At 64.2% G+C, this 15,775-nt stretch carries 11 protein-coding genes; 5 read left to right on the forward strand and 6 right to left on the reverse strand.

Annotated elements, in window-relative coordinates:
* The first annotated feature begins 132 nt into the window (after positions 1-132).
* Together B0E50_RS16890 and B0E50_RS16895 are read left to right on the forward strand one after the other, a co-directional pair.
* Complete coding sequence (locus tag B0E50_RS16890) at positions 133-2,202, forward strand: enterotoxin (RefSeq protein ID WP_174575055.1); 2,070 nt, start codon at positions 133-135, stop codon at positions 2,200-2,202.
* A gap of 60 nt (positions 2,203-2,262) precedes the next feature.
* Positions 2,263-4,134: a beta-galactosidase gene (locus B0E50_RS16895; protein ID WP_077442465.1), complete on the forward strand. Its 1,872-nt coding sequence runs from the start codon at positions 2,263-2,265 to the stop codon at positions 4,132-4,134.
* 5 nt (positions 4,135-4,139) lie between these two features.
* Here the strand turns inward: B0E50_RS16895 and B0E50_RS16900 are convergent, their stop codons facing one another.
* The 6 genes from B0E50_RS16900 to B0E50_RS16925 all read right to left on the reverse strand — a co-directional run bounded on the left by B0E50_RS16900 (position 4,140) and on the right by B0E50_RS16925 (position 10,343).
* A complete protein-coding gene (locus tag B0E50_RS16900; protein WP_077442466.1) occupies positions 4,140-5,297 on the reverse strand; it encodes an isovaleryl-CoA dehydrogenase in 1,158 nt (385 codons plus the stop codon).
* Between the two features lie 115 nt (positions 5,298-5,412).
* A complete protein-coding gene (gene yccS / locus B0E50_RS16905) occupies positions 5,413-7,590 on the reverse strand; it encodes a YccS family putative transporter (RefSeq protein WP_254427324.1) in 2,178 nt (725 codons plus the stop codon).
* 106 nt (positions 7,591-7,696) lie between these two features.
* A complete protein-coding gene (locus B0E50_RS16910; RefSeq protein WP_077442467.1) occupies positions 7,697-8,797 on the reverse strand; it encodes a Glu/Leu/Phe/Val dehydrogenase dimerization domain-containing protein in 1,101 nt (366 codons plus the stop codon).
* A 235-nt stretch (positions 8,798-9,032) separates the two neighbouring features.
* Positions 9,033-9,383: a YXWGXW repeat-containing protein gene (locus B0E50_RS16915; RefSeq protein ID WP_077442468.1), complete on the reverse strand. Its 351-nt coding sequence runs from the start codon at positions 9,381-9,383 to the stop codon at positions 9,033-9,035.
* 148 nt (positions 9,384-9,531) lie between these two features.
* On the reverse strand, positions 9,532-9,891 hold the full coding sequence (locus tag B0E50_RS16920) for a YXWGXW repeat-containing protein (protein WP_077442469.1): 360 nt from the start codon (positions 9,889-9,891) through the stop codon (positions 9,532-9,534).
* A gap of 128 nt (positions 9,892-10,019) precedes the next feature.
* Entirely contained in the window at positions 10,020-10,343 is a 324-nt protein-coding gene (locus B0E50_RS16925; protein ID WP_077442470.1) for a YXWGXW repeat-containing protein, read from the reverse strand.
* Positions 10,344-10,604: 261 nt separating this feature from the next.
* Between B0E50_RS16925 and B0E50_RS16930 the strand changes: the two genes are divergently transcribed.
* The 3 genes from B0E50_RS16930 to B0E50_RS16940 all read left to right on the forward strand — a co-directional run bounded on the left by B0E50_RS16930 (position 10,605) and on the right by B0E50_RS16940 (position 15,740).
* Complete coding sequence (locus tag B0E50_RS16930) at positions 10,605-11,207, forward strand: TetR/AcrR family transcriptional regulator (RefSeq protein ID WP_077442471.1); 603 nt, start codon at positions 10,605-10,607, stop codon at positions 11,205-11,207.
* 11 nt (positions 11,208-11,218) lie between these two features.
* Positions 11,219-12,151, forward strand: a complete 933-nt coding sequence (locus B0E50_RS16935; RefSeq protein WP_077442472.1) for an alpha/beta hydrolase — start codon at positions 11,219-11,221, stop codon at positions 12,149-12,151.
* A 91-nt stretch (positions 12,152-12,242) separates the two neighbouring features.
* On the forward strand, positions 12,243-15,740 hold the full coding sequence (locus B0E50_RS16940) for a methylmalonyl-CoA mutase family protein (protein ID WP_077442473.1): 3,498 nt from the start codon (positions 12,243-12,245) through the stop codon (positions 15,738-15,740).
* Positions 15,741-15,775: the final 35 nt, after the last annotated feature.

Raw genomic sequence — 15,775 nt, forward strand, 5'->3', positions numbered from 1 at the left:
GCCCCTGCGGATGCCGGGTCCGATGTTCACGCTCTTGCGAAGCTGCACGAGTACAGGGCATTGAGCGCAACCGCGCTGGTCGACGCCCACGAATCAATACGAGAGAAAACCATGTCAAAACGAGAGGCAACCATGGCAGCATCGCATCCGCATTCCCTTCGTTCGTCGCGCCTGAATCTGCTGGCTTCCTGCCTGCTCGTCGTGCTGACGGGTTTTGGTACGGCGCATGCCGAGGACGGCGTGGCTACCGGCAAGCTGGTGCTTGAGCCTGGCGTAGCGACCTTCGCCGATCAGCAGGGCGTCGAGAGTTTCGGCAACGCCGCGATCGAGGCACGCTGGAAACTGGATGGCAAGCATCTCGTCGACATGACGGTGACAGACTGCGTGCATAACCGCACGTTTGCGGTGCCTGCGCCGTTCGCGCTGGTGATGGCCGACGGCAGCACGATCAAGGCTTCGGACATGAACCTGCAGTCGTCGCCGCTGCGCGTGGTGGTACTGCCGTTGGATGCACAGGCTTCGCGCTACTCCTCGCGGATTCCCGGCAAGGCGGTGGAAGCCAGCTTCGGCGATACGGACGGCAGATTCCGGGTGGACTGGAAACTCGTGCAACGCGACGGCTCGCCCTACCTGCGCGAGGAAGTCAGCATCACCGCGCTGAAGCAGGACGAGAAGATCGCCAAGGTGTCGTTGCTGCAATCGCAGGTGGACGCGCCCGAGGTGGTAGGCACGGCAAATGGTTCGCCGGTCGTCGATGGTGACGTCTATCTCGGCTTCGAGAATCCGCTTTCCGAAAGCACGGCGTACCACAACCTGGCGAAGCTCACGCTGGCGCGTACGCTGCCGCTGGAACACGGAAAAACGGTGGACTATTCCGCGGTGGTCGGCGTGGTGCGCGACGGCCAGTTGCGCCGTGACTTCAACAGCTATGTGGAGCGCGAACGCGCGCATCCGTACCGCACCTTCCTGCATTACAACTCCTGGTACGACATTGGCTACTTCACCCCGTACACCGAGGCAGAGGCGCTGGACCGCATCAACACCTTCGGCGAGGAGCTCAGCGTCAAGCGCGGTGTGAAGCTCGATTCGTTCCTGTTCGACGACGGCTGGGACGACCGCAGCGGCGCCTGGAATTTCAGCAGGGATTTCCCGCACGGCTTCGTACCGTTGCGCGAAGCGGCGGCAAAGTATGGCGCCGCGCCGGGCATCTGGCTGTCGCCGTGGGGTGGCTACGGCAAGCCACACGACGAACGCATCAGGAACGGCAAGGCGGCCGGCTACGAGATCATCGACGACGGTCTCGCGCTGTCCGGGCCGAAGTACTACCCGCGCTTCCATCAGGTAGTGATGGACATGATCGACAAGCAGGGCATCAACCAGTTCAAGTTCGACGGTACCGGCAACGTCAGCAGCGTGTTCCCCGGCAGCCGCTTTGATAGTGATTTCGCCGCAGCGATCCAGCTGATCAGCGACATCCGCAAGGACAAGCCGAACACCTTCATCAACCTCACCACCGGTACCTGGGCCTCGCCGTTCTGGCTGCGCTACGCCGACACCATCTGGCGCGATGGCGAGGATGACTGGTATACCGGCGTGGGCACGATGCGCGAGAAGTGGATCACCTACCGCGACCAGCAGACCTACCAGAACATCGTGCAGAAAGGCCCGCTGTTCCCGATCAACTCGCTGATGCTTCACGGCATCATCTACGCGCAGAAGAACCCGCGCCTCAACACCGATCCGGGCCACGACTTCGCCAACGAAGTGCACTCCTACTTTGCCACCGGCACCGAACTGCAGGAGATGTACATCACGCCATCGCTGCTCAGCGAGCAGAACTGGGACACGTTGGCCGACGCGGCGAAGTGGTCGCGCATGAACGCCGACGTATTGCGTGACTCGCACTGGATCGGCGGCGATCCCGGTCGCCTGGACGTCTATGGCTGGGCCGCGTGGTCACCGAAGAAGGCCATCCTCACCCTCCGCAATCCGGACGACAAGCCGCAACTCGCGGTACTCGACCTGCAGCGCGAGCTGCAATTGCCGCCGGGCGTGGCGCACCGCTTCAGTGTGCGCGACGTGTGGGGCAGCGGAAGTGCCGGCGTACCGAAACAACTGGATGCGGATCACCCCGATACCGTCACGCTGGCGCCCTTCGAAGTGCTGACGCTGGAACTGACGCCGGCGAAATCCGGCTCTTGAGCGTAGCCTTGTGCGGCGGACGGAACCTGTCGCCGACCACTATGGGACCGAGGAAAAGTCATGCAGCGACGGGATTTTCTGCGACTGACCGCATTGGCGCCGCTGGCTGTACTGAACGTGCGCGCCGGCGCCGAGCCCTTCACGCCCCTCGCGGCGGTGGAACGCAGGCCGGACGGCAAGCCGCATCGCTTCACGATGGGGCAGCAGCAGTTTTTGCTCGACGACAGACCGTTCCAGATCCGCAGCGGGGAGATGCATCCGATCCGGATTCCCGCCGAGTACTGGCTACAGCGCATCCGCATGGCGAAGGCGATGGGGCTCAACACCATCTCGATCTACCTGATGTGGAATGCGCTGGAGACGGAGCCAGGCGTGTTCGACCTGAAGACCGGCAACCGCGACTTCGCGCGCTTCATCCGCCTGTGCCAGAGCGAAGGCATGTGGGTGTACCTGCGGCCCGGTCCGTACATCTGCGGCGAATGGGATTATGGCGGCCTACCGCCGTACCTGCTGCGCCATCCGCAGATTCGTGTGCGCGACAAGGACGATCCGGATTACATGGCGGCAGTGCGTCGCTACATCGGCACCATCGCGCCGGTGATCGCGCCACTGCTGGCTGCCAACGGTGGTCCGATCCTGATGGTGCAGGTGGAGAACGAGTACGCCTCGTTCGGCCATGACCTCGACTATCTCAAACTGATTCGTTCGCTCTGGCAGCAGCACGGCGTGCATGGTCCGTTCTCGATTTCCGACGGCTTGGAGCAGGTGCGCCAGGAACATGCCTATCTGTCCGGCACCGCTCTGGGTCTGGACGGCGACACTGATTTCGCTGCGGCGCAGACGATCGCGGGTGAGTTTCCGGTGTGGATGGGCGAGGGCTATCCCGGCTGGATCACCCATTGGGGCGACAAGGATTTCGCGCGCGGTGATTTCGCTGGAGCGCTGCGTTTGCTGCTGCAGCAAGGTCGCTCGTTCAACATGTACGTGGTACATGGGGGCACCAACTTCGGTTTCGGTGCGGGCGCGAACGCCAGCGGCGACTACTCGCACTTCGAACCGGTGATCACCAGCTACGATTACGGTGCGCCGATCAACGAGCGCGGCGAAGCCACGCCCGACTATCACACGTTCCGCGCATTGCTTGCCGCGCACACAACGCGACCGCTGCCCGATGTGCCGGTGGCACCGCCTGCGATCCGTTTTGCGGCGATCACACCGGTGGCGCATGCCTCGTTATGGGACAACCTGCCGGCACCCAGGGCCGTGAAAAATCCGCAGGCGAACGAACTGCTGTTCGCGCAGGATCATGGCCTGGTGCTGTATCGCAGGAAGATCCCCGCGGCCGCCGTCGCGCTGATACTCGATGGCGTGCGCGATTACGCCACCGTGTTCCGCGATGGGCACTACGTCGATTACGTGTCGCGCGTGCAGCACGCCAAACTGCGGGCAGGCAACCGGGTCGATCTGCCAGCTATCGTTGACGGCGCAACTTCGCAACTCGACATTCTCGTCGACAGTTTCGGTCACGTCGGTTACGGCCAGGCGATGGTCGATCGCAAAGGCATCGTGAGCAGCGTCCGGTTCGGTGGTGAAGAGCTCGAAGACTGGGATGCCCACAGTCTGCCGCTGGAGGACGGCTATATCCGTCGACTGAAACCGGTGGTCACGGCACCTTCGCGCCCGGGCATCTTCTTTAAGGCTACCTTGCGACTCGACCAACTTGGCGACAGCTATATCGACATGTCGGGTTGGGCCAAGGGCTATCTGTGGGTCAATGGCCAGCTGCTTGGTCGCTACTGGAACCTCGGTCCGCAGCAACGGCTGTATTGCCCGGCTTCATGGCTGCGCCACGGCGACAACGAACTGCTGATCTTCGATCAGCACCAGACTGTCGCCGCACCGATTCATGGCGCGACGACCTTGCAGACCTAGCTCGATCAGGCCTTCCCGTGGAACAGCTCGCGCCCGATCAGCATGCGGCGGATCTCGTTGGTGCCGGCGCCGATCTCGTACAGCTTGGCATCGCGCAGCAGGCGGCCAGCCGGGAATTCGTTGATGTAGCCGTTGCCACCGAGCGTCTGGATTGCCTCCAGCGCCACCTGTACCGCGTTGACCGAGGCATTCAGCAGGCACGCCGCTGGGTCGATGCGCGACTTCACGCCGTTGTCGAACTGCTGCGCCACCATGTAGGCGAAGCCGCGCGATGACTGCAGCCGCGTATACATGTCGGCGATCTTCGCCTGCATCACGCCGAAGGTGCCGATCGGCGCGTTGAACTGCTTGCGCTCGCGCACGTAGGGCAGCGCGAGGTCGAGCGCCGCCTGCATCAGGCCGAGCGGGCCGCCGGACAACACCAGCCGCTCGGTGTCGAGACCGCTCATCAGCACGCGCACGCCTTCGTTGACTTCGCCCACGCGGTTCTCGTCGGGGATCTCGCAATCCTCGAACACCAGCTCGCAGGTGTTGGAGCCACGCATGCCGAGCTTGTCCAGCTTCTGCGCGGTGGAGAAACCCTTCATGCCTTTCTCGACAATGAAGGCGGTCATGCAGCGGCTTCCAGCCACGCGTGGCGCGGTGCGCATGTAGACCAGCAGCACGTCGGCGTCGGGGCCGTTGGTGATCCACATCTTCGAGCCGTTGGCGACCCACACGTCGCCCTGTTTCTCGGCTTTGCAGGTCATCGAGCCGACCACGTCGGAGCCGGCACCCGGCTCGCTCATCGCCAGTGCGCCGACGTACTCGCCCGTGCACATCTTCGGGATGTATTTGCGCCGCTGTGCCTCGTTGCCGTTGTGGAAGATGTTCTGTACCGCGAGGTTGGAATGCGCGCCGTACGACAGGCCCACCGAACCCGAAGCGCGCGAGATCTCCTCCATCGCCACCATGTGCGCGAGGAAGCCCAGGCCGGTGCCGCCGTACTCGGTAGGAATCGTCATGCCGAGCAGGCCCATCTCGCCGAACTTGCGCCACAGGTCGGCCGGGAACAGGTTGTCGTGGTCGATCTGGGTGGCGCGCGGGGCGATCTCTTTTTCCGCGAACGCATGCACGCTGTCGCGCAGCAGGTCGATATCTTCACCAAGCGGGAACGGGCGCATCTCAGGGAACTCCAGGGGAATCAAAACCGGTCAATGGTAGCGTGCCGGCTGCCATCGGCGTTGCCGCGTCGCACAAAGCATAGTTCCTGAAAGGTGGTTACACGATGAACACCGATCAACCTGCGCGGATGGCGTCAGCCACTGCCGCCAAACGGTCGCACTGCCCGAGCACCAGGGCGAGCTGGTCGAGCACGAGCCGTGCCGTCTCGTCGTCGATGCCATCTGTCGCAATGGCTGCAGGCAGTGCGGTGTCATCGGCGATGGGTGCCAGTGGGGTGTTGTTGACCAACGCATCGGCGAGGCGTTCGAGTGTGTTCGCCATCAATGCGCCGGCATGCACAACCGCGTCGCGGGCCAGCGCCGGGCCGATCAGCTGTCGATGCACACCCAGCGTGGAGAGGTGGCCGAGCAGGCTGTGCGCAGCAGCGAGAAAGCGTAGCAGGGCCTCATGGCCCTGGCGTCGCGGTCCGGGTTCGCGGAGCATGTTCGCCAGCACGCCGCTCAGCGTCGCATTGGCGTTGTGTGCGTCACGACGGGCGATCCGGTAGTCGAGGTCGTCGCGCTTGCCGCTGGCGTATTGCGCGATGATCTGGTCGAGGTAGCGCGCATCGTTGCGCGCCGTGTCCGACAGTACCTGGCTCAGCTGGCGACCTTGCCAGTCGGGCAGGATGAAGTGGATCGCCAGTGCGGCGATGCTGGTGCCGATCAGGGTGTCCAGCAGCCGCGGCCACATCACGTCGTAACCGTTGCCGACCTGGTTGAAAGACAGCATGACGAACACCGTGATCGCCGCGGTCGCCAAGGGATACTGGCGCAGGCGGGCGGCGAAGAAGACCACGCCGGAGACGACGATCAGCGGTATCTGCCACGAGCTGAGTGGCAACAAGCGCAAGGTTGCCCAGCCCAGGACCAGGCCCAGCACCGTGCCGGCTACACGTTCGAGCATGCGTTTCCGGGCGGCGTCATAGCCCGGTTGGCAGACCAGCAAGGTGGTCATCAGGATCCAGTAGCCGTTGCGTGGATGTATGAGGTGCAACACGCCGTAGGCCGCCGTCAATGCAATGGCGAGGCGCAGTGCGTGGCGAAAGCGCACCGAGCTTGGCGTGAGCTGGATGCGGATGCGCGCCCAGGCCTCGCCCAGCGATTGCGGCGTGGGATCCTGCAAGGCGCGTTCCTCACCATAAGCAGTGGTGGCCAGCGGTGCCTCGTTCTCGAGTTGGGCCTGGATCGCCGTCATGTTGCGCAGCAGCGCTTCGAGCGAGCGCAACAGAGGGGCTGCCGGCGGATGCGGCTGGGCGGATAGCGCGGCGATCGATGCGCGCACGTCGTCCAGCGCGGCACGCGCATCGCTGTTCCCTTCGATGGTCATGTGCAGGCGCAGCGCTTCGGCACGCTGGCGGCAGTTGCGCGCTTCCAGACGCAGCAGGCGCTCGCAGCGGAACAGTACATCGCTGTGGAAGAAAGCTTCGGTCAGCTCCCCGTAGGGATAGTGCGATGAGCTCACTCGTTCGTGGATGTCCTGTGCCATGAAGTAAAGCTGCAGGCGCATGGCCGTTGCACCGCGTGGCCGTCGCGTGCCGATGCGGTCGATCAGGATCAGCCGCGCGTCGTTGAGCGCATCGACGACCTGTTCGTTGCGCATGGCGAGCGCCAGCTGCAATGCATCCTGATCGATCCCGCGTACCGGCGCGAACAGCGCGGCCTTGCCGTCCAGGTAATCGGCCAACGCATCGAACAGGCGCGCCAGCGCATGGCGCACGGCACGTTGCGGCGACAGCGCGCTCCACAGCAGCGACAGCACGCCGTACCACGCGGCACCAGCGAGCAGGAGCAGTGGCTCGTGTACAGGATCCCGCGGCGGTCCGCCTGGCTGGTCGGTGACGATCATCGTATACACCGCCAGCAGCAGCGTGGCGCCGGCGATGGTGGCGTAACGACCGCTGATCGCCCCGAGCATGACCAGGGCGAAGGTGGTCAGCAGCAGGCCGGCGGCGAACAACAAGGGATACGGAAGCAGCCACTCGATCGCGAACGCGGCGGTCGCGAAGCAGACCAGGGTGAGCAGCAAGGTGGTGAGGCGACTGCGCCAGCGATCTTCGGTCTCCGCCAGCGCACAGGCGATCACGCCGAGCATGGCCGGGATCACCGCAGCGGACGATCCTCCCAGCAAGCCATAGACCATGATGCCGCTGAAGGCGAGCAACACCCGCGCGCATTCGGCGTAGCGGCTCGAGCCATGCAGGCGGCGCCAGTAATGGATGAGCGGCGAGGAGGGCAGCATGCGGTCCAGCATACGATGTTGCTTCGCACAAAGCGTCATGGGCGGCCAGGTGTTCGCGCACCAAAAAAGACGCCGGCTAGAGGCCGGCGTCTTCGTCAACAGGTTACAGGCAACTCGCTTACTGACCGCGCATGCGGCCCTGGAAGCGGGTGCCGGCGCCCATGTGCGGCAGCTTGATCTTGCCGATGGCGGCGATGCGCTCTTCAGCGAGACGGTCGGCAGCCAGGTAGGTCGGGATGCTCTGCGTCTTGCTGATCTCGAAGATGCGGCCGAGGTTGTAGTAGATCGTGCGCATCATGCGCATGGCGCGCTCGCGGTTGTAGCCGTCGATTTCCAGCGACACGTTCATCACGCCACCGGCGTTCACCGCGTAATCCGGTGCGTACAGCACGCCGCGGCGGGCCAGCTCGTCGCCGATTTCGTCGGTGGCCAGCTGGTTGTTCGCCGCACCACAGATGATCTTCGCCTTGATGCGGTCGATCGTCTGCGCGTTGACGGTGCCGCCCAGCGCGCACGGCGAATACACGTCGGCGTCGACGTCGTAGATCTCGTCCAGGCCTACCGCTTCGCAACCCAGCTCGTCGACGCAGCGCTGCACCGCATCCTTGTTGATGTCGGTGACGAACACCTTGGCGCCCTGTTCGCGCAGCAGCTTGATGAATTCGCTGCCGACGTGGCCGGCGCCCTGCACTGCATAGCTGTACTTGCCCACGTCCTCGTTGCCGTGCTTGAACTGCAGCGCGGCCATCAGGCCCTGCAAGGTGCCGAACGCGGTGAACGGCGACGGGTCGCCTGAGCCGCCATGCACCTGGTGCACGCCGGTCACGTATTCGGTTTCGCGGAACACGTATTCCATGTCGTTGACGTCGATGCCGACATCTTCTGCGGTGATGTAGCGGCCGTTCAACGAGTTGACGAAGCGGCCGAACGCGCGGAACAGCGCCTCGGACTTGTCCTTGCTCGGATCGCCGATGATCACCGCCTTGCCGCCACCCAGGTTCAGGCCGGCCACGGCGTTCTTGAAGGTCATGCCGCGCGACAGGCGCAGCACGTCGTTCACCGCCTCCTGCTCGGTCTTGTACGGCCACATGCGCAGACCGCCGAGCGCGGGGCCCAGCACCGTGTTGTGGATCGCGATGATGGCCTTCAGGCCGGCGTCCTTGTTGTGGCAGAACACGACTTCTTCGTGGCCGGTCTTGGCGATGGTTTCAAAGATCATTGGAACGGTGACTCCATGATTTACGGTGCCGGAGGCACCTACAAGGGATTGGCGGGGTTGGGGATGGCCCCGTCAAAGGGCGTGAAAGCCGGAAACTCAACGCCCCGACCGAAGCCGGGGCGATGAATCAAAGCGTCAAGTTTAATACGTCACCCTGCAAGGTGGTGCCGCGACGCAACAAGTCGTTCGCGTATGGAGCGTGATAACGGAGGATGACAGCTGGATCCGATTCGACTCAGAGGGATACCCAGTGGCCCGGCCGGAAGTGCCAGCCATCGCGATGCTGCTCCCAGGTGGCGTCCACATAGCGATAGTCGGGCTTTTCAGGTATCCACTGGCCCGGAACCGCCACATAGTCGTGACCATCCCAGCGCGAGTAGCTATGCGCCCAGACATAGCCCGGACGCGGTTTCATCGCCTCGATCACAAACGGTGGTGGTGCGCGCGGTGCCACCACATCACCCGCATAAGTGCGATACATCAACGGATGGTGCACAACCGGCGGCCGCCCTGGTTGATCGGCGCAACCGGTGGCAAGAGCAATGACGCCAACGAGCAGGGCTGACGCGACAACGCGGTGAACCATGGATTGTTGCTCCGTATCGGGAATGGATCGGGTGGGTGACATGAGAGCAGAGTCTACCGCGCAGACATGGTGCGGCTGCGCATGACGACAACGGATATGCAAACGCCCCGGCAGGCGGGGCGTTTGCACGAATCAGGTGCAGCAGTTGTCAGCCAGCTACCCACACACCGACGCGCCAGTGCCAGCCATCGCGACGCTGTTCCCAGTGCGGGTGCACATAGTGATAGCCAGGGCGCGCATGCTCCCAGTGGCCGCGTTCTGCCACATAGCGGTGGCCGTCCCAGCGCCAGTAACCGCGCGCCCAGATGAAACCGGGGCGTGCCACGACGTTTTCCTCGAACATCGGCGGCGGCGGCTGTGGCGCCACCACTTCGACATAAGCGGGGCCGGGTGCATAGACCGGGGCGGGGCGTGCATAGACCACCGGGCGTGCCGGCTCCACCACGCAGCCAGCGGCGAGGGCGGTCACGGCAACAAGAGAAGCCAGGGCAACAAGGCGAATGGACATGGTCAACGGTCTTCCTGATCAAGGTTGAGGATGGTACGCGGCGTTGCGCAACGTTGCATTGCGTTGCGTAGTGTCACGGGGCGGAAGCCATCACGACAGCTGTCCGCCCTTCGCAGGTTGTTGCGTGTTCAGCGGCCCCAGTAACCCTGGTGGAAGCGCCAACCATCACGGCCGCGCACCCAATAGGCCGGGCGATAGTGATAGCCCGGGCGGGCACGTACCCAATAGCCCCCGGCCCAGACATGGCGACGGCCATCCCAGCGCCAGTAGCCCGGTGCCCAGACGTAACCTGCACGCGGTGGCGGCACGCGCTCGTAGCGTGGCGCAGGCGGTGCGATGCCGATGCCGACGCCAACCGAAACCTGTGCGACGGCCGGCGGTGTATACAGCGCACCAGCGCTGGTCAGGCCGAGTCCGGCGAGTAAGGCCAATTTCAGGGGCAGGCTGTTCATGGTCGATCTCCTCCGTATACCGCATCGTGCGGCTGTGGTGACGATAACGGCGTTGAACGGGGGGTGTTGACCATCGGCGCCATGCCCGTTCAGCTTTCGGCTGGGATGACGCCACCGGGAGGTTTTCGCATTTTCCTTGCGCCCACAGGGCATTACCTTGCGCGGACCCGTGCGGATGCTTCATCGAGCCGAATGGATCGAGATCGGGCCGGATGGCCCGACTTGATGAAATGTACGAACGATCGTGCTATTTTATGTCGCATGACTACAGCAACCCACTCCGGCAAGCGCGCCACCACCCGCGACCTGATCCTCGATCACGCCTATACCCTGGCCCGCAAGGACGGGCTCGAAGGCCTGTCCATTGGCACGCTGGCGGCTGACGTGGACATGTCCAAGAGCGGTGTGTTCGCCCATTTCGGCTCCCGCGAGGACCTGCAATTGGCGGTGCTCGATGCCGGTGCCGAGCGATTCGCGACCAAGGTACTGCTGCCTGCACTGAAACAGCCGCGTGGCCTGCCGCGCCTGCGCGCCATCGTCGCCCACTGGGCCGAATGGGCCCGCGAACACCAGAGCGGGTGCGTGCTGCTGTCCGCGACCAGCGAATATGATGGACGAAATGGTGCACTGCACGATAAGGTGGTCGCGCAGCAGGCCGAATGGCGCAACGGATTGCAGAAAGCCATCGCACAGGCTGTGACGGAAGGGCACCTGCGCAGCGACACCGATACCGCCCAGCTCGCGTTCGAGATCTATGCATTGATGCTCGGCCTGCACCATGACGCCGGGTTGTTCGGGTTCGACGAGGCCGGCCAACGCGCCGCGCAGGCCTTCGAGCGTCTCTGGCGCAGCTGGCAAGTCTGAGGAATGCACCCATGTCCTCCAAATCCTCCACCGTGATGAGCCGCCCCAGTCTCGCCGCCCGCTTCAAGCTGGGTACTGTGCGTGCCGGCTTTGCGTTTGGCAGTCGGCTGGCGCCGCAGCGTACGGTGAACCGCGCTGCCCGTCTGTTTGCCACACCGTTCGCCAGCAGCCGTACCCGCGCGCAGGCGGCGCAGGGCGACGACGAGATGCAGCGCGGCCAGCTTCAGGTCAACGGCGAGACCATCGCCACCTATGTCTGGGGCGATCCGGTACTGCAGCCTTATGCACTGCTGGCCCATGGCTGGTCCAGCTTCGGCCTGCGCTTCCTGCCGTGGGTGGCCAAGCTGCGCGCGCTCGGCTATGCCGTGGTCACCTTCGACCAGCCCGGTCATGGCTACAGCAGCGGCAAGTTGTGCACCCTGCCGGAATTCACCGATACCGTGCATGCCATCGGCCAGTACTACGGCGAAGCCGCGCTGGCGATCGGTCACTCGCTGGGCGGCACCGCCGTGACTCTCGCGCAGGACGAGGCGTGGCACGCACGCAAGCTGATCCTGGTGGCGCCACCGGTCGACATGGCGGCAGCGGCGGGGCGTTTCTTCCGTTTCGTGCATCTGGGCGAAAACCTGCGCGAGGCCTTCTTTGCCTGGTTGCTGGGTCGCACCGGGGTCAGCGTGGAGCAGTTGCAGGTGGATCGTCATCTGCCCGCGCTGGGTTCGCCCGGCCTGATCGTGCACGATCTCGACGATGATGACGTGCCATGGGGTGAGGGCGAGCGCTATGCCCAATACTGGCCCGGCGCGCGGTTGTTCACCACGCAGGGACTCGGCCATCGGCGCGTGCTCGATGCGCCGGAGGTGATTGATGCGGCGGTTGCCTTCATTCGCGGCGAACAGGTTGGTACGCGCGTGATCGGCAGCCCGAATCTGTCGCTCTGCGTCTAGCCGCCGTACGCAGGGGTACGCACCCGACGCCGCGTGCTTGACCACGATCCACTAGAATCGTGCAGTTCAAGCACACGATGTCGGAGTTGCCATGAGTTCCCCCGCCAAGCACGTCCCCGCCGGCGCCATGCAGGCCGAAGCCACGCCGCTGCGCTTTGTCACCGCCGCCAGCCTGTTCGATGGCCACGACGCGGCGATCAACATCATGCGCCGCATCATCCAGTCGCAGGGCGCGGAGGTGATCCACCTCGGCCACAACCGTTCGGTGGAAGACGTCGTGCGTGCCGCGCTGCAGGAGGACGCCGACGCGATCGCGCTGTCGTCCTACCAGGGTGGCCACGTCGAGTACTTCAAGTACATGGTCGACATGCTGCGTGAGCGCGGCGCCGGCCACATCCGCGTGTTCGGCGGCGGCGGCGGCACCATCACGCCGGAAGAGATCAAGGAGCTGCAGGCCTACGGCGTCGAGCGCATCTATCACCCGAACGACGGCATGAAGCTCGGCCTCACCGAGATGATCGAGGACGTGATGCATCGTGCCGGCTCGGCCGCGACGAAACGTGCCGAGTCCGAACATGCCGGATCAAATCCGAGCACCGTGCCCAAGGTCGACATCGACGACGAGATCTCGATCGGCCACATGCTCTCGGCGATCGAGGAAGGCAAGCTCAGCGACGCCGAACTCGAACACCAGCGCAAGCAGTGGAAGCTGGCCGGCAAGCACACGCCCGTGCTTGGCCTCACCGGCACCGGCGGCGCCGGCAAGTCGTCGGTGGTGGACGAGTTGCTGCTGCGCTTCCTGCACGCGTTCCCGCAGATGCGCATCGCCGTGCTCGCGGTCGATCCCACCCGCCGCCGCTCCGGTGGCGCGCTGCTCGGCGATCGCATCCGCATGAATTCACTGCGCAGCCATCGCGTCTACATGCGCTCGATGGCCACGCGTCGCCAGCACGCCGCCACCAGCATCGTGCTGCACGACTGCATCGATTTCCTGAAGAGCCAGCCGTACGACCTGGTGATCGTCGAGACCGCCGGCATCGGCCAGAGCGATTCGGAAATCGTCGACCTGGTCGACTTCCCGGTCTACGTGATGACCAGCGAATACGGCGCCGCCAGCCAGCTCGAGAAGATCGACATGATCGACTTCGCCGAACTCGTGGTGCTCAACAAGTTCGACAAGCGCGGCGCCGAAGACGCGTTGCGCGACGTGCGCAAGCAGTGGAAGCGCAACCGCACCGCCTTCACCCTGAAAGACGAAGACGTGCCGGTGTATCCCACCATCGCCAGCCAGTTCAACGATCCGGGCGTCACCTGGATGTTCTCGAACCTGTGCCGCCTGATGCGCGACAAGCTCAAGCTGCCTGAGGAGAAATGGTCGCCGCAACTCGACACCACGCTGAAGTCGCCGCGCGCCACCGTGCTGATCCCGGGCAGCCGCGTGCGCTACCTCGCCGAGATCGCCGAGCAGGGCCGCAGCATCAACAACAGCATCGAGCACCAGGCTGTCTATGCAAGCAAGGCGCAGCACTATTACGAAGCGCTGAAGGAACTGGGCGACGACAAGTTGCCTCGTCCGCTTGAGCTGTATCGCAACGCCGATCTGCTCGATCACATCGGCATCGACGCGCCGCACCCGGACCGCAGCCTGCTCACCCTGCGCCAGCGCTATAACGCCGCCCTCAAGGAACTCAGCCACGAAGCCATCCACCAGCTGCGCGAGTGGCCGGCGCTGTACAAGTCGGTCACCGCCGACGTCAACGAATACAAGGTGCGCGACAAGGTCATCCGCGTCGAGAACTACCGCGACTCGCTCAGCCACCAGAAGATCCCGAAGGTGGCACCGCCGAAGTCGAAGGACTGGGGCGAGCTGCTCAGCTTCCTCGGTCGCGAGAACCTGCCGGGCCATTACCCGTACACCGGCGGCGTGTATCCGTACCGCCGCAGCGGTGAGGATCCCACCCGCATGTTCGCCGGCGAGGGCACGCCCGAGCGCACCAACCGCCGCTTCCATTACCTCAGTCAGGGCGGTGCCGCCACGCGCCTGTCCACCGCGTTCGACTCGGTCACGCTGTATGGCGAAGACCCCGCGCCGCGCCCGGACATCTTCGGCAAGATCGGCAACTCCGGCGTCAACATCGCCACCCTGGACGACATGAAGAAGCTGTACTCCGGCTTCGACCTCAGCGCGCCCAGCACCTCCGTCTCCATGACCATCAACGGCCCCGCGCCGATGATCCTGGCGATGTTCATGAACACCGCGATCGACCAGAACGTCGAAAAGTACCTGCGCGCCGACGACGCTCGCTGGGCCGCCGCCGAGAAGCACATCGCCGAGCTGTACAAGCACGTGTCGCGCCCGCAGTACCACGGCGAGCTGCCCAAGGGTAACAACGGGCTGGGCCTCGGCCTGCTCGGCGTCTCCGGCGACGAGCTGGTGGATGCGGAAACCTACGCGCACATCAAGACGGAAACCCTGCAGGCGGTGCGTGGCACCGTGCAGGCCGACATCTTCAAGGAAGACCAGGCGCAGAACACCTGCATCTTCAGCACCGAATTCGCGCTGCGCATGATGGGCGACATCCAGCAGTACTTCGTCGACCACAAGGTGCGCAACTTCTACTCGGTGTCGATCTCCGGTTATCACATCGCCGAAGCGGGCGCCAACCCGATCAGCCAGCTCGCCTTCACGCTGAGCAACGGCTTCACCATCGTCGAGTACTACCTCGCGCGCGGCATGAGCGTGGACGACTTCGCGCCAAACTTGAGCTTCTTCTTCTCCAACGGCATGGACCCGGAGTACACCGTCATCGGCCGCGTCGCCCGCCGCATCTGGGCGCGTGCCATGCGCGAGCGCTACGGCGCCAGTGCACGCAGCCAGATGATGAAGTACCACATCCAGACCTCCGGCCGTTCGCTGCACGCGCAGGAAATCCAGTTCAACGACATCCGCACCACGCTGCAGGCGATGTACGCGCTGTTCGACAACTGCAACAGCCTGCACACCAACGCCTACGACGAAGCGATCACCACGCCCACCGAAGAAAGCGTGCGCCGCGCGGTGGCGATCCAGATGATCATCAACAAGGAACTCGGCCTCAATTTCAACGAGAACCCGTGGCAGGGCAGCTACGTCGTCGACGTGCTCACCGACCTGGTGGAAGAAGCCGTGTACAAGGAGTTCGAGGCGATCAGCGAGCGCGGTGGCGTGCTCGGCGCGATGGACACCATGTACCAGCGCGGCAAGATCCAGGAAGAGTCGATGTACTACGAGCACAAGAAGCACGACGGCTCGCTGCCGCTGATCGGCGTCAACACCTTCCTGCCGAAGGACCACGGCGGCGAGATCGCCACCGAGATCGAGCTGATCCGCTCCACCGAAGAAGAGAAAGGCCAGCAGATCGCCAACGTGAAGCGCTACGGCGAGGCGCGCAATGCGCTGGCCTCAGACAGCCTCAAGGTGCTGCAGGCGACGGCGCGCGATCGGCGCAACGTGTTCGAGCAGCTGATCGAGGCGGTCAAGTACAACTCGCTGGGACAGATCAGTCATGCGCTGTATGACGTGGGTGGGGAATACCGCCGCAATATGTGACGCCGCATAACTCCCTCTTCCCTGGCATCGCCGGG

It is taken from the genome of Rhodanobacter sp. C01 (assembly GCF_002001045.1).
GTDB lineage: Bacteria > Pseudomonadota > Gammaproteobacteria > Xanthomonadales > Rhodanobacteraceae > Rhodanobacter.

Excerpts from the sequence above, each read along its gene's own strand:
- B0E50_RS16895 (WP_077442465.1), top strand. The coding sequence starts at position 2,263 with ATGCAGCGACGGGATTTTCTGCGACTGACCGCATTGGCGCCGCTGGCT.
- B0E50_RS16935 (WP_077442472.1), top strand. The coding sequence starts at position 11,219 with ATGTCCTCCAAATCCTCCACCGTGATGAGCCGCCCCAGTCTCGCCGCC.
- B0E50_RS16940 (WP_077442473.1), top strand. The coding sequence starts at position 12,243 with ATGAGTTCCCCCGCCAAGCACGTCCCCGCCGGCGCCATGCAGGCCGAA.
- B0E50_RS16920 (WP_077442469.1), bottom strand. The coding sequence starts at position 9,891 with ATGTCCATTCGCCTTGTTGCCCTGGCTTCTCTTGTTGCCGTGACCGCC.
- B0E50_RS16915 (WP_077442468.1), bottom strand. The coding sequence starts at position 9,383 with ATGGTTCACCGCGTTGTCGCGTCAGCCCTGCTCGTTGGCGTCATTGCT.
- B0E50_RS16910 (WP_077442467.1), bottom strand. The coding sequence starts at position 8,797 with ATGATCTTTGAAACCATCGCCAAGACCGGCCACGAAGAAGTCGTGTTC.
- yccS (WP_254427324.1), bottom strand. The coding sequence starts at position 7,590 with ATGCTGGACCGCATGCTGCCCTCCTCGCCGCTCATCCATTACTGGCGC.
- B0E50_RS16925 (WP_077442470.1), bottom strand. The coding sequence starts at position 10,343 with ATGAACAGCCTGCCCCTGAAATTGGCCTTACTCGCCGGACTCGGCCTG.
- B0E50_RS16890 (WP_174575055.1), top strand. The coding sequence starts at position 133 with ATGGCAGCATCGCATCCGCATTCCCTTCGTTCGTCGCGCCTGAATCTG.
- B0E50_RS16930 (WP_077442471.1), top strand. The coding sequence starts at position 10,605 with ATGACTACAGCAACCCACTCCGGCAAGCGCGCCACCACCCGCGACCTG.
- B0E50_RS16900 (WP_077442466.1), bottom strand. The coding sequence starts at position 5,297 with ATGCGCCCGTTCCCGCTTGGTGAAGATATCGACCTGCTGCGCGACAGC.